We start from the raw sequence: 13,543 nt of genomic DNA on the forward strand, positions 1-13,543 counted from the left end.
TTACGGGTGCCTGTATAAGGTGTGGCGATTAACCGTCTATCGTTAACACTGTGCAAAAACTTACTGCCAGCGTGTGAATGTTTTGCAACGGCCGGGGGTCACAGCCATTGCTCAACCGGTTCACGCGGCCTGTTCCAGCCGCTCCTGTCGACGGGAATTCTCCATGCGTTTTTGTAAATTGTTGTTTGTGGGCTGTTTGTCTCTGGTCAGCCTGGCGAGTCATGCCGAAAATCTCAAAGGTCTTTATCAAGTGCGTGAGCCGGTGACTGGCCAGACGCCTGAAGAGCGTGATCGCGCGACGCAGGCTGCGCTGGACACGCTGGTGCTGCGCCTGACGGGCGATCCGAAAGCCGTGCAGAACCCAGGGCTGGCGCCAGTGCGCAAGGACCCGCAACAGATCATCAGTCAGTTCGGCTTCGACGCCGGGCCGCCGGAAGTGCTGAAGGTCGATTTCGATCCGGGCACTACCGAGCAGGCATTGCGTCGCGCCGGGTTGGCATTGTGGGGCGCCAGTCGGCCGTCGATTCTTAGCTGGTGGCTGAACGATTCCGCTGAAGGTTCGAGTCTGGTTGGCGACGGTCAGGCCGCTGCCGCTCCTTTGCGCCGCGCGGCTCAGCATCGTGGTTTGCCGTTGCGCTTGCCGCTGGCTGATCTGAGTGAACAGTTGGTCGCGACCGGCCCCGCCCTCGAAGGCGCGGACCCGGCGCCGTTGCGTGATGCGTCTGAGCGCTATAACGCTGACGCCTTGCTGGCAGTGCATGCGCGTGAAGAGGGTGGGCAATGGCAGGCCAAATGGCAGCTGTGGCTTGGCGATAAAAAAGAAGCGGGCAACGTGCAGGGCGCCGATCAGGCTGCGGTCGCTGATGCGGTTATGCTGGCGGTCACCGAGCGGTTGGCGCCACGTTTTGTTGCCAGGCCTGGCGCTTCGGGTCAGCAGACCCTGGAAGTGCAGGGCATGAATCTTGAGCATTACGCAGCACTGTTGCGGTTACTCGAACCGTTTGGCGTGCGTCTGCAGAGTGTTGACGGCGATCGCATCGTGTATCGCGTGAATGGCAGCGCGGATCAGATGCGTGCGCAATTGTCGCTGGCCAAGTTGCAAGAGTTGCCCGCCGAAACGCCGGCGCCGGTAGCGGCGCCGCAGCCTGCGGTTCCCGGTGCAGCGCCGGTTGCTCCGGCTCCGACACCTGCCGCGCCGTCATTGCGTTTCCGTTGGTAAGTCTTTCCTTATATAGATGAAGCAGGAGTGGTAAATGGCCGATACACGGCGTTGGTTCTGGCTCGGTGGGGTTGTCCTGCTTTGCGCATTTGTCTGGTTGCTGCACCCGATCCTGACGCCGTTTCTGGTGGCGTTACTGCTCGCGTATCTATTCGATCCGCTGGTGGATCGTCTGGAGAAGCTGGGGTTGTCGCGCACCTGGGGCGTGATTTCGGTATTTGCGCTGTTTACGCTGATTGTCACCGCGCTGATGCTGGTGCTGGTGCCGATGCTCGCCAAGCAACTGATGCGCCTGTATGAACTGGCGCCGCAAATGCTCGACTGGCTGCAACACACGGCCGTGCCATGGGCGCAGGCCAAGCTCGGATTGTCGGACGGGTTCTGGAAGTTCGATAAAGTCAAAGCGGCGATCAGTGAACACATGGGCCAGACCACTGATATCGTCGGTGTGGTACTGAGTCAGGCTACCGCCTCGAGTCTGGCGTTGATCGGCTGGCTGGCGAATCTGGTGCTGATCCCGGTGGTGAGTTTCTATTTGCTGCGCGACTGGGACGTGATGATGGCCAAGATCCGTAGCCTGCTGCCGCGTGATCGCGAGGAGCGTGTAGTGGCACTGGCTGGCGAATGCCACGAAGTGCTCGGCGCGTTCGTACGTGGGCAATTGCTGGTGATGCTGGCGCTTGGCGTGATCTATTCGGCGGGTCTGATGATTGTCGGGCTGGAACTGGGCCTTTTGATCGGTTTGATTGCCGGTCTGGCGGCGATTGTGCCGTATATGGGCTTCGTGATCGGTATCGGTGCGGCGTTGATCGCCGGACTGTTCCAGTTTGGCGGGGATCTGTACCCGATGATCGGAATCGTTGCTGTATTCATGGTCGGTCAAGCGCTGGAAGGCATGGTGCTGACGCCATGGCTGGTGGGGGACCGCATTGGTCTGCATCCGGTGGCGGTGATCTTCGCGATCCTGGCGGGTGGCGAGTTATTCGGGTTCACCGGTGTGCTGCTGGCATTGCCGGTCGCGGCGGTCATCATGGTGCTCGTGCGTCATATGCATGATGTGTACAAGGACTCCGACATTTACAGCGGCCTGGATGAACCCAAGCTGTAATCATCGCGACGGGCCGCCCGGTGGATAACCGGGTTGGCCCGTGTTCTGCAGGTGATACTTGTCTCTGCAGCGTCAGTAAAACTGTCATAAAACCGCTGCATTAACGCAAACCTTTGATTTTGCTTGGGGTCTGTCGCATTGTGCGCTCCGCTTGACGGGTATAAACTTCCGCTCACTTTACACAGAGGCCACTAACGGTTCCTTGAGAACTGTTCAGTCAGCATGAAACCGATTCAGCTGCCCCTAGGTGTGCGTCTGCGTGACGACGCCACCTTCATCAACTACTACCCAGGCGCCAATGCCGCTGCACTCGGCTATGTCGAGCGCCTCTGCGAAGCCGACGCCGGCTGGACGGAGAGCCTGATTTATCTGTGGGGCAAGCACGGGGTCGGGCGTACGCATCTGTTGCAGGCTGCGTGTCTGCGCTTCGAACAGATGGGGGAACCGGCGGTTTACCTGCCGCTGGCCGAGTTGATGGATCGCGGCGTGAGCATCCTCGACAACCTTGAGCAGTACGAACTGGTGTGTCTGGATGACTTGCAGGTGATTGCCGGCAAGGCTGACTGGGAAGAGGCGATGTTTCACCTTTTCAACCGTCTGCGTGACAGCGGTCGGCGCTTGTTGATCGCCGCATCGACTTCGCCGCGTGAGCTGCCGGTGAAACTTGCTGACCTGAAATCGCGCCTGACCCTGGCGCTGATTTTCCAGATGCGTCCTCTCTCCGACGAAGACAAATTGCGTGCCCTGCAATTGCGTGCCTCACGACGCGGTCTGCACCTGACCGATGAAGTCGGGCATTTCATTCTGACTCGCGGCACGCGCAGCATGAGTGCGCTGTTTGATCTGCTGGAGCAGCTCGATCAGGCCTCATTGCAAGCTCAGCGCAAACTGACGATCCCCTTTCTGAAAGAAACCCTCGGCTGGTGAAACCCGCTTGAACCGTAGCGTTCAGCGCGTTTCGGCATCTTTCAGGCGCCAGAAAATCCGCTTTCCGGCACGGTGTGCCAGCTGCGTATCGTTTCAAATGGGCTTAAGCGCTTAGATGTAAACGAGAAACTCGGAAGTCACAAAAAGATCGATTGAATTTGCAAATGAGGATGATAGCGGGCATAGTCTCGGCTTCTTTACAACTATCAGCCACGGTCGTGCCCATGCTAAAGCGCTTCGCACCCCTCGTGCCTCTCGCACTCGTCACCCTGTTATTCGGTTGCGCTGCTCATTCTCCAGTCCAAGAGCAGCCTCAACAGGTTAAAAATTCTGCCACTGCTCAGTCTTCCGTTATTTATCAGGAAGAGCTGGACACCGAAAAAGAACTGGCCAATTTCAACGGCAGCAAGCCTTACCAGCTTCCAGTTCTGGCTGACAGCATCCTTGAACGCGGCATGTCCCTGATCGGTACCCGTTACCGTTTCGGTGGCACCTCTGAAGCCGGTTTCGATTGCAGCGGTTTCATTGGCTATCTGTTCCGCGAAGAGGCCGGCATGAACCTGCCGCGTTCTACCCGCGAAATGATCAACGTCGATGCACCGCTGGTTGCGCGCAGCAATCTTGAGCCGGGTGATTTGCTGTTTTTCGCCACCAATGGTCGTCGCGGTCGTGTGAGTCACGCCGGGATCTACCTGGGTGACAATCAGTTCATCCATTCCAGCAGTCGTCGCAGTGGCGGTGTTCGCATCGACAGCCTGGGTGACAGCTACTGGAGCAAGACCTTCATCGAAGCCAAACGCGCTTTGGCGAATGCGCCTACCGTGGTTACCGCTCGCAAGTAATCACCCTGTTGTCGCCACGTCCGTGGCGACAAAAACGGCCCTTCAGGAGTAATAGACCTAAACTTTACAAGGTGAAGTTAAAGTCTTACTTGAAGTTTGCCGCGTAGCCGCTAGAATTCTGAATCTATATTGATGGCAAACCGCCTGCGTCTGACGCAGGCGGTTTTGTTTTCTGTCGAATCGGCAGTTAAAGCCGCAGCCAGATCAGGATGTTCTGCTTATGACGATGTCGGCCCGCCTCACCTTTATGCTTTTCGCAGCGCTGCTCAGTGGCTGCGCCAGTCGCACGCCGCCGCCCGCGCCGGTTGTACGCGCGCCGGTCGTGTTCAGTCCTTCTCAAAGTTTTTCGCCTGCTGCCGAAGACGTGCTGTTCCGCGCGCTTGGTCTGGTTGGCACGCCTTATCGCTGGGGCGGCAACACGCCGGATTCGGGGTTTGACTGCAGCGGCCTGATCGGTTTTGTTTACCGCGATGCGGCCGGCATCAGCCTGCCGCGTTCGACCCGCGAACTGATCGTGATGCAGGCGCCGAATGTCGGCAAAGAAGGCTTGCAGACCGGTGACCTGATCTTCTTCGCCACCAATGGCGGCTCGCAGGTCAGTCATGCGGGGATTTACGTCGGGGAAGGGCGCTTCGTGCATGCACCAGCGACTGGCGGCACGGTGAAACTGGACAGTCTGTCCAAGGCTTATTGGCAGAAAGCTTACTTGAGCGCCAAACGAGTGTTGCAGCCGGAGCATCTGGCGCATAACCCGTAACCCAAGCTGCACAAAACAAATGTGGGAGCCAGCAGGCTGGCTCCCACATTTTTTATGCGTCAGGCAATGATCGGTTATTTGCTGGCCGCAACCCGCCAAACCTTGTTGCCGACGTCATCCGCGACCAGCAATCCACCCTGCTGATCAATCACCACGCCCACCGGGCGACCCAAGGCATTTTCATCTTTGTCGAGGAACCCGGTCAGCACATCCACCGGTTTGCCAGTCGGCTTGCCCGCCGCAAACGGCACGAAAATCACTTTATAGCCACTGTGCGGTTTGCGGTTCCACGAGCCGTGCTGGCCGATGAATGCGCCTTCCTTGAATTGCGCCGGCAGCGTGTTGCTTTCAGCGAATGTCAGACCCAGCGAAGCAGTGTGTGGGCCGACCGCGTAATCCGGCGCGATCGCCTTGGCCACCAAGTCCGGGTTTTGCGGCTCGACGCGGACATCGACGTGCTGACCGTAATAGCTGAATGGCCAGCCATAGAAGCCGCCATCCTTGACCGAGGTGATGTAGTCCGGCACCAGATCGCTGCCGATTTCGTCACGCTCATTGACCGCCGTCCACAAAGCTCCGCTCTGCGGCTCCCAGGCCAAGCCGTTGGGATTACGGATACCCGAAGCGAATATGCGGTGATTGCCAGTGGCGCGATCCACTTCCCAGATCGCCGCGCGACCTTCCTCTTTATCCAGACCGTTCTCGCCGACGTTGCTGTTTGAGCCTACGGTCACGTACAGCTTGCTGCCGTCCTTGCTGGCGATCACGTTTTTGGTCCAGTGGTGGTTCAGCGTGCCGCCGGGCAGATCCACGACTTTGATCGGCTGGGTCTTGATCTCGGTGGCGCCGGCTTCGTAATGGAAGCGCAGCAGCCGATCAGTGTCGGCGACATACAGATCGTTGCCGACCAGCGTCATGCCGAATGGCGAGTTGAGGTTTTGCAGAAACACCGTGCGCGTCTCGGCCACGCCATCGTGATCGGCGTCGCGCAACAGGGTGATGCGATTCGGACTCGGCACACCGGCACCGGCACGGCCCATGACTTTTTCCATCACCCAGCCACGAATGCCTTTGCCGTCATCAGGTTTGGGCGGCGCGTTGGTTTCCGCGACCAGCACATCGCCATTGGGCAGCACATACAGCCAGCGTGGGTGGTCTAGGTTTTCCGCAAATGCTGCGACCTGAGTGCCAGCGGCGGCGGTCGGTTTCGCCCCCGCCGGCCAGCCGACTGCCGGGGCAATGTTCACCGTCGGGATCAGGGTTTTGTTCGGTTCTGGCAGTTTCGGTGACGGGCCGGTGCCGTCGATGACTTGCAGGCTGGAGGATTCACCACAGGCGGCGAGCCCTCCGGCGAGCGCGATGACAAAAACGAGCTGGGGCTTGCGCATTGCTGATCTTCCCTATGAATGCATTGTTAATCATAGAGAAGCGTACAAGCCCGATGGTTCAACTGCTCAGCCGCGCGCCTCTTTGAACAGCACGGCGATGCCCGGATGATAGTTGCCGGCGTCGCTGTGCAATTTGCGGTAGGCGTAGGGGAAATACCAGGCCACGGCGCAGGTGTTTTCCTTTTGCAGGTCGTCGACCATGTCCTGCAATTCTTCCGGGCTGGCGCTGTGCTGGGCTTTTTGCGGGGCGACGAACAGGCAGCCGAGTTTCAGATCGCTGGCGTAGCTGATGCGCTTGGCTTCGCTGGTGATATCCGCCAGGGCTTGAGTGAGGTTCAGGCTGTTGACTCGCGGCCAGCGCTGAGTCGCCTGAATGAATGCGCGGTTCTCGGCCCCGGCGAGAAACAGATCGGCGCGGGCATTGCGCTCGCCTTCCTCGTTCTGCTTGCGCGTGGCGGTGTCGCGCAATGTCACCAGTTCGGCCATCCATGCGGCGGCCGAGAGCAGGCCGAGGTTGGCTTTTTCGTCATGCCAGTAGGGCGTGTCGTTGTCGCCACGCACGGCGTTGTAGCGGTCGATACAGTCAAACCAGCGTTCCAGCACCGGGCGCAGGAACTCCAGTCGCGGGTTGCTGATGATCATGCCTTGCATGGTGCACTCCCTTGTTATTGTGATGGCGCTTTTTTGGGTAAAAGCATGGCTCTTTGATATCACTGCTGAGAGTGTGGCACAACAATGGCGGCATATATTTGATCGGCGGCAGTTATTACGCGCGCGCGCCCCTCTTTAATTGACGCTCCACCCCCAACCCTCTAACCTTCGCCGCTTGTTTCAGGTGCTCTGTGACGTACGTCGACAGAGTGAAACAGGGAAGCCGGTGAGGATTGTCTTCAAGCGAAGACCGATCACGATCCCGGCGCTGCCCCCGCAACGGTAAATGAGTAAAAACTGCGTCTGATGCCACTGCTGAACAAGCGGGAAGGCGCGCAGTCCGGCGAATGCGCCGCTCATGAGCCCGGAGACCGGCCTGATCCATCCAGCGGCATCACGGTGGGCGATGCCAGGCTTTTTGCCGTCTATTCTTGTGCCTGCCCGCCGTTATCCAGCCTCAACGGAGAGCTCCCCCATGACCGATTCCCCCGAGCGCGACGAACGCCATCTGGCGCGCATGCAGCGTAAAAAAGCCGTGATCGATGAACGCATCGCCAATTCGCCGGACGAGTGTGGCCTGGTGCTGGTGCTGACCGGCAACGGCAAAGGCAAAAGCAGCTCGGCGTTCGGCATGCTCGCGCGCGCCATGGGCCACGGCATGCAGTGCGGCGTGGTGCAGTTCATCAAGGGCCGCAACAGCACCGGTGAGGAACTGTTCTTCCGCCGCTTCCCTGAACAAGTGCGCTTCCATGTGATGGGCGAGGGCTTTACCTGGGAAACCCAGGATCGCCAGCGCGATATCGCCGCTGCCGAAGCCGCTTGGGAAGTCTCTCGTGAACTGCTGCGCGATCCGTCGATCGGTCTGGTGGTGCTCGATGAACTGAACATCGCGCTCAAGCACGGGTACCTCGATCTCGATCAAGTGCTCAGCGATTTGCAGGCGCGTCCGCCGATGCAGCATGTGGTCGTCACCGGGCGCGGCGCCAAGCCGGAAATGATCGAGATGGGCGACACGGTCACCGAGATGGGCATGCTCAAGCACGCCTTTCAGTCCGGGATCAAAGCGCAGAAAGGCGTCGAACTTTGAAGCAACCACGTCACTGCCCGGCGGTACTGATCGCCGCGCCGGCCTCCGGTCAGGGCAAGACCACCGTCACCGCTGCGCTCGCTCGTTTGCATCGCAATCAGGGGCGCAAGGTGCGCGTGTTCAAATGCGGCCCGGACTTTCTCGACCCGATGATCCTCGAGCGCGCCAGCGGTGCGCCGGTCTATCAACTGGATATGTGGATGGTCGGCGAGCAGGAAAGTCGCCGCTTGCTGTGGGAAGCCGCCGCCGAAGCCGATCTGATTCTGATCGAAGGTGTGATGGGGCTGTTTGACGGCACGCCGTCGAGCGCCGATCTGGCGCGGCACTTCGGTGTGCCGGTGCTCGGCGTGATCGACGGCACCGCCATGGCGCAGACTTTCGGCGCACTGGCGCTGGGCCTGGCGCGTTATCAGCCGGACTTGCCGTTTGCCGGGGTGCTGGCCAATCGCGTCGGCACGCTGCGGCATGCGCAATTGCTTGAAGGCAGCCTGACGGAAGGGCTGCGTTGGTACGGCGCATTGTCGCGCGAGACCGGCATCGAACTGCCGAGCCGTCACCTCGGACTGGTGCAGGCCAGCGAACTGAATGACCTCGACGTGCGCCTCGACGCCGCTGCCGCCGCACTGGCCAGCAGTTGCGAGGTAGCGCTGCCACCAGCCGTGGAATTCGCCGTGCCAGACGAGCTGATCGTTGAACCGTTGCTCAAAGGTGTGCGGATTGCCGTCGCCCGCGATGAAGCCTTTGCCTTTACTTACGGCGCCAGCCTTGATCTGCTGCGCGCAATGGGCGCCGAATTGAGCTTCTTCTCGCCGATCCGCGACACGCAAATCCCCGAGGCCGACAGCCTGTACCTGCCCGGCGGTTACCCGGAATTGCACCACGTCGCGCTGGCACAGAACACCTCGATGCTCGATGCGATCCGCCAACATCACGCTGCCGGCAAACCGCTGCTCGCCGAGTGCGGCGGCATGCTCTATCTGCTCGATTCGTTGACTGATGTCGAAGGCACCCGCGCCGAACTGGTCGGCCTGTTGCGCGGCGATGCGACGATGCAGAAACGCCTGGCGGCGCTGGCGTTGCAGGACGTCGAACTGCCGGAGGGCGCACTGCGCGGCCACACTTATCACCATTCCCTGACCACCACCGAACTGACACCGATTGCCCGAGGCCACAGCCCCAACGGCGGACGCGGTGCGGAAGCGGTTTATCGGCAGGGGCGGATGACCGCGTCTTACGTGCACTTTTATTTTCCGTCGAATCCTGTGGCTGTCGCTGCTCTGTTTACACCAGACCTTGAGGCCGCCATCGCTGGCAAGTCGAATCGTCGCACCGCAGCTCCCACAGGGGATTGCGTTTCGTCAGGTATTGCACCGCCCACTGTGGGAGCTGGCTTGCCAGCGATGGGGCCATGACCGACAACGCATATACCGAAGCCGAACGCGCAGCGGTCTATAAAGCCATCGCCGAACGCCGCGACATGCGCCATTTCAGCGGCGGGACCGTCGAGCCTGACTTGCTGCGGCGTCTGCTCGAAGCCGCACATCAGGCACCCAGCGTCGGCCTGATGCAGCCGTGGCGCTTCATCCGCATCAGCGACCGCGCCTTGCGTGGGCAGATCCAAACCCTCGTCGAAGAAGAACGCGTGCGCACCGCCGAAGCCCTTGGCGAGCGCAGCGACGAGTTCATGACGCTGAAAGTCGAAGGCATCAACGACTGTGCGGAAGTGCTGGTCGCCGCGCTGATGGATGATCGCGAACGGCATATTTTCGGTCGGCGCACGCTGCCGGAAATGGACATGGCCTCGCTGTCCTGCGCAATTCAGAACCTGTGGCTGGCCGCGCGCGTTGAGGGGCTGGGCATGGGCTGGGTCTCGCTGTTCGAACCGCAAGCGCTGGCTGATTTGTTGAATTTGCCGGCCGGGGCCAAGCCGTTGGCGGTGCTTTGCCTCGGGCCGGTCAAGGAGTTCTATCCGGCGCCGATGCTGGTACTCGAAGGGTGGGCGCAGGCGCGTCCGCTCAATGAGTTGCTGTACGAAAATTATTGGGGAGTGAGTCAATGAGTGTGGCGTTGTTGAGTGTCGCCGCAGTGGCGCTGGATGCGCTGCTGGGTGAACCCAAACGCTGGCATCCGCTGGTGGCGTTCGGCAATTTTGCCGGGCGCATCGAGCAACGTTTCAATAGCGGCGGTCGCGGTTGGCGCAGTCATGGCGTCACTGCGTGGGTGATTGCGGTGTTGCCGCTGACCTTGCTCGCCACGGCATTTTCCTGGGCGCCATACGTGGGCTGGATCGTCGAGATTCTCGCGCTGTATTGCGCGCTCGGCATGCGCAGCCTCGGCGAACACGTCGAGCCGGTGGCCAAGGCGTTGCGCAGCGATGATTTGGAGGAAGCTCGCAAGCGCGTCGGTTATCTGGTCAGCCGCCAGACCGATGAACTCGACAGCACCGCTGTCGCCCGCGCCGCCACCGAATCGGTGCTGGAGAACGGCAGCGATGCAGTGTTCGCCGCGCTGTTCTGGTTTGTCGTGGCCGGTGCGCCGGGCGTGGTGCTCTATCGCTTGAGCAACACGCTGGATGCGATGTGGGGTTATCGCAACGAACGCTTTGAACGTTTCGGCTGGGCGGCGGCAAAAATCGACGACGTGCTCAATTACATTCCTGCACGACTGGTGGCGTTAACCTATGCGCTACTGGGAAAAACCCGACTCGCACTCAAATGCTGGCGTACCCAAGCGCCGCAGTGGGACAGCCCGAACGCCGGCCCGGTGATGGCGGCGGGAGCTGGAGCGCTAGGCGTGGAGCTGGGTGGCCCGGCGATCTATCACGGCGAACTGCACGAGCGTCCGCAGCTCGGTGAAGGCGCGCCGGCGGATGCCGACTCCATCGACCGTGGCTGGCAATTGGTCCAGCGCGGCGTATGGTTATGGCTGCTGATTCTCTGCGTGGGGGCTGAATTCTATGCTTGAGCACGGTGGCCGGTTGCGCAGGGCGGCGCTTGAATACGGCATCGCCGAAGAAGACTGGCTCGACCTGTCCAGCGGTCTCGCGCCGTGGCCGTTTCCGGTCCCGGAAATTCCGTTGCGCGCCTGGGCGCGGCTGCCGGAAACCGATGACGGTCTGGAGCAGGCTGCCTGCGATTACTACGGTGCCGCGCACGTGCTGCCGGTCGCCGGTTCGCAGATGGCCATTCAGTTGCTGCCGCGTTTGCGCCGGGCCGGCAAAGTCGGCGTGTTATCGCCGTGTTATGCCGAACACGCCGAAGCCTGGCGCCGCAGCGGCTACATCGTGCGTGAAGCGCTGGAGCAGGAAGTCGACTTCTTCATCGACAGCCTCGATGTACTGGTTGTCGTTAACCCGAACAACCCGACCGGCCTGAGTCTGACTCCGGCGCGGTTGCTCGACTGGCACGCGCGATTGGCGCAACGCGGTGGCTGGCTGGTGGTTGATGAAGCGTTTATGGACAACACCCCTCATTTGAGCCTGGCCGGGTTTACCCATCTGGTCGGCCTGATCGTGTTGCGCTCGTTCGGCAAGTTTTTTGGTCTGGCCGGTGTGCGATTGGGCTTTGTGCTGGCCGAGCGTAGGTTGCTCAAATTGCTCGCCGAGCAGGTCGGGCCTTGGGCTGTAAGTGGGCCAACTCGAGTGCTCGGCCAGGCCTGTCTGCAAGACACTGACGGGCACACGCAACAGCGTATCCGCAGCGACGAGGCCAGTGAGCGGCTGGCGTTGCTGCTTGAGCGTTACGGCTTCAAACCTCATGGCGGCTGCGCATTGTTCCAGTGGCTGATCACCGAACAGGCTGCCGAACTGCACGAATTCATGGCCCGACGCGGCATTCTGGTGCGCATCTTCGCGCACAACAGCAGCCTGCGTTTCGGTCTGCCTGCCGATGCAGTTGAAGAGGCTCGTCTCGAACAAGCGCTGCAAGCTTTTGCGAAGGAACGTTCATGACCACATTGATGGTGCAGGGCACCACGTCCGATGCCGGCAAAAGTACGCTGGTGACAGCATTGTGCCGCTGGGCCACGCGTCAGGGCGTTGCGGTGGTGCCGTTCAAGCCGCAGAACATGGCGCTCAACAGCGCGGTGACCGCGGACGGTGGCGAGATCGGCCGCGCGCAAGCGGTGCAGGCGCAAGCGGCATTTCTCGCGCCGCACACCGACATGAATCCGGTGCTGCTCAAACCCAACAGCGACACGGGCGCGCAAGTGATCATTCATGGTCGCGCGGTCACCAGCATGAACGCCGTGGCCTACCACGACTACAAAGCCATCGCCATGCAAGCCGTGCTCGCCTCGCATCAGCGCTTGAGCGCGGCGTATCCGCTGGTGATGGTGGAGGGCGCAGGCTCGCCTGCCGAGATCAACCTGCGTGCCGGCGACATTGCCAACATGGGCTTCGCCGAGGCGGTGGACTGCCCGGTTGTGCTGATCGCCGACATCAATCGTGGCGGGGTTTTCGCGCATCTGGTTGGCACGCTGGAATTGCTGTCGCCGAGCGAACAGGCGCGGGTCAAAGGTTTCATCATCAATCGTTTTCGCGGCGACATCGCCTTGCTGCAACCGGGCCTCGACTGGCTGGAACAGCGCACCGGCAAACCGGTGATCGGCGTGCTGCCGTACGTGATGGATCTGCATCTTGAGGCCGAGGACGGCATTGATCAGCGCCAGACCGACAAGGCCTCGCAAGTGCTCAAAGTCGTGGTGCCGGTGCTGCCGCGCATCAGCAACCACACCGATTTCGATCCGCTGCGTTTGCACCCGCAAGTCGACCTGCAATTCGTCGGCCCCGGCCAGGCGATCCCTCCGGCCGATCTGATCATCCTGCCCGGCTCGAAAAGCGTACGCAGCGACCTCGCGTATTTGCGCGCGAATGGCTGGGACACGGCGATCAGTCGCCACCTGCGCTACGGCGGCAAGCTGCTGGGGATTTGCGGTGGTCTGCAAATGCTTGGCGAGCAGGTGCACGATCCTTTGGGTCTTGAGGGCGCACCGGGTTCCAGTGCCGGCCTCGGCTTGCTCGCGTTCGCCACCCAACTCGAAGCCGAGAAGCAATTGCGCAATGTGCGTGGGCGTCTGGCGTTGGAAGATGCCGAGGTCAGCGGTTACGAAATTCATGCCGGCGTGACCACCGGGCCGGCGCTGGAAAATGCCGCGGTGCATCTGGATGACGGTCGTTGCGATGGTGCGCAGAGTCTCGATGGGCAGATTTTCGGCACTTATCTGCACGGGCTGTTTGAGTCGCCTGCAGCCAGTGCGGCGTTGTTGCGTTGGGCGGGGTTGAGCGACGTGCAGGAGGTGGATTACCACGCCTTGCGCGAGCGCGATATCGAACGCCTGGCGGATCTGGTGGTGAACCATCTCGATACTGATTTGTTGCGTCAGCTCTGTGGGATTTGAGGCGTTTTCAATGGCCCCATCGCGGCATTGGTATCTACACATCTCCCGATCCTGGTCTATAAAGGGACGGCATGGATATCAAATGACTGGGCTAGATGCCCGCCTGATAAAACGATACGACGAGTTAGTCATGGGACACAGTAATGGACTACCGGCTTTGGCGGCAG

General features: G+C 60.7%; 13 protein-coding genes and 1 riboswitch. Of the genes, 11 read left to right on the top strand and 2 right to left on the bottom strand.

Annotation, left to right across the window (positions count from 1 at the left end; genetic code table 11):
• Positions 1 to 163 precede the first annotated feature (163 nt).
• The 5 genes from ACP7BN_RS15025 (at position 164) to ACP7BN_RS15045 (ending at position 4,853) form a co-directional block, all read left to right on the top strand.
• On the top strand, positions 164 to 1,219 hold the full coding sequence (locus ACP7BN_RS15025) for a DUF2066 domain-containing protein (RefSeq protein WP_426205044.1): 1,056 nt from the start codon (positions 164 to 166) through the stop codon (positions 1,217 to 1,219).
• Positions 1,220 to 1,253: 34 nt separating this feature from the next.
• Positions 1,254 to 2,327 carry an AI-2E family transporter gene (locus ACP7BN_RS15030; RefSeq protein WP_420648056.1) on the top strand — a complete coding sequence of 358 codons (1,074 nt, stop codon included), beginning with the start codon at positions 1,254 to 1,256 and terminating at the stop codon, positions 2,325 to 2,327.
• A gap of 222 nt (positions 2,328 to 2,549) precedes the next feature.
• Complete coding sequence (hda, locus tag ACP7BN_RS15035; protein WP_426205045.1) at positions 2,550 to 3,254, top strand: DnaA regulatory inactivator Hda; 705 nt, start codon at positions 2,550 to 2,552, stop codon at positions 3,252 to 3,254.
• 224 nt (positions 3,255 to 3,478) lie between these two features.
• Positions 3,479 to 4,096 carry a C40 family peptidase gene (locus ACP7BN_RS15040; protein ID WP_420648058.1) on the top strand — a complete coding sequence of 206 codons (618 nt, stop codon included), beginning with the start codon at positions 3,479 to 3,481 and terminating at the stop codon, positions 4,094 to 4,096.
• 220 nt (positions 4,097 to 4,316) lie between these two features.
• Positions 4,317 to 4,853, top strand: a complete 537-nt coding sequence (locus ACP7BN_RS15045; RefSeq protein ID WP_426205046.1) for a C40 family peptidase — start codon at positions 4,317 to 4,319, stop codon at positions 4,851 to 4,853.
• A gap of 74 nt (positions 4,854 to 4,927) precedes the next feature.
• On the opposite strand, the gene ACP7BN_RS15050 is transcribed toward ACP7BN_RS15045, so the two are convergent.
• Together ACP7BN_RS15050 and ACP7BN_RS15055 are read right to left on the bottom strand one after the other, a co-directional pair.
• Complete coding sequence (locus tag ACP7BN_RS15050; RefSeq protein WP_426205047.1) at positions 4,928 to 6,241, bottom strand: PQQ-dependent sugar dehydrogenase; 1,314 nt, start codon at positions 6,239 to 6,241, stop codon at positions 4,928 to 4,930.
• Between the two features lie 66 nt (positions 6,242 to 6,307).
• Complete coding sequence (locus tag ACP7BN_RS15055) at positions 6,308 to 6,892, bottom strand: hypothetical protein (protein ID WP_426205048.1); 585 nt, start codon at positions 6,890 to 6,892, stop codon at positions 6,308 to 6,310.
• Positions 6,893 to 7,057: 165 nt separating this feature from the next.
• A riboswitch (cobalamin riboswitch) is annotated at positions 7,058 to 7,286 on the top strand.
• 81 nt (positions 7,287 to 7,367) lie between these two features.
• Between ACP7BN_RS15055 and cobO the strand changes: the two genes are divergently transcribed.
• The 6 genes from cobO to ACP7BN_RS15085 are packed head-to-tail and all read left to right on the top strand — an operon-like array spanning position 7,368 to position 13,376.
• Positions 7,368 to 7,979 carry a cob(I)yrinic acid a,c-diamide adenosyltransferase gene (gene cobO / locus ACP7BN_RS15060; RefSeq protein ID WP_420648062.1) on the top strand — a complete coding sequence of 204 codons (612 nt, stop codon included), beginning with the start codon at positions 7,368 to 7,370 and terminating at the stop codon, positions 7,977 to 7,979.
• Entirely contained in the window at positions 7,976 to 9,391 is a 1,416-nt protein-coding gene (locus tag ACP7BN_RS15065) for a cobyrinate a,c-diamide synthase (protein WP_426205049.1), read from the top strand. Before cobO ends, ACP7BN_RS15065 begins: the two co-directional genes overlap by 4 nt.
• Complete coding sequence (gene bluB / locus ACP7BN_RS15070) at positions 9,388 to 10,038, top strand: 5,6-dimethylbenzimidazole synthase (protein WP_420648064.1); 651 nt, start codon at positions 9,388 to 9,390, stop codon at positions 10,036 to 10,038. The genes ACP7BN_RS15065 and bluB overlap by 4 nt, the downstream gene beginning before the upstream one ends.
• Positions 10,035 to 10,943 carry an adenosylcobinamide-phosphate synthase CbiB gene (cbiB, locus tag ACP7BN_RS15075; RefSeq protein ID WP_426205050.1) on the top strand — a complete coding sequence of 303 codons (909 nt, stop codon included), beginning with the start codon at positions 10,035 to 10,037 and terminating at the stop codon, positions 10,941 to 10,943. Before bluB ends, cbiB begins: the two co-directional genes overlap by 4 nt.
• Positions 10,936 to 11,928, top strand: coding sequence for a threonine-phosphate decarboxylase CobD (cobD, locus tag ACP7BN_RS15080; RefSeq protein WP_426205051.1), 993 nt, complete (start codon positions 10,936 to 10,938; stop codon positions 11,926 to 11,928). The genes cbiB and cobD overlap by 8 nt, the downstream gene beginning before the upstream one ends.
• Positions 11,925 to 13,376 (top strand): cobyric acid synthase, encoded by a 1,452-nt coding sequence (locus ACP7BN_RS15085; protein WP_426205052.1) that lies wholly within the window; start codon positions 11,925 to 11,927, stop codon positions 13,374 to 13,376. Before cobD ends, ACP7BN_RS15085 begins: the two co-directional genes overlap by 4 nt.
• Positions 13,377 to 13,543: the final 167 nt, after the last annotated feature.

It is taken from the genome of Pseudomonas sp. TWP3-1 (assembly GCF_049896625.1).
Taxonomy (GTDB): Bacteria; Pseudomonadota; Gammaproteobacteria; order Pseudomonadales; family Pseudomonadaceae; genus Aquipseudomonas.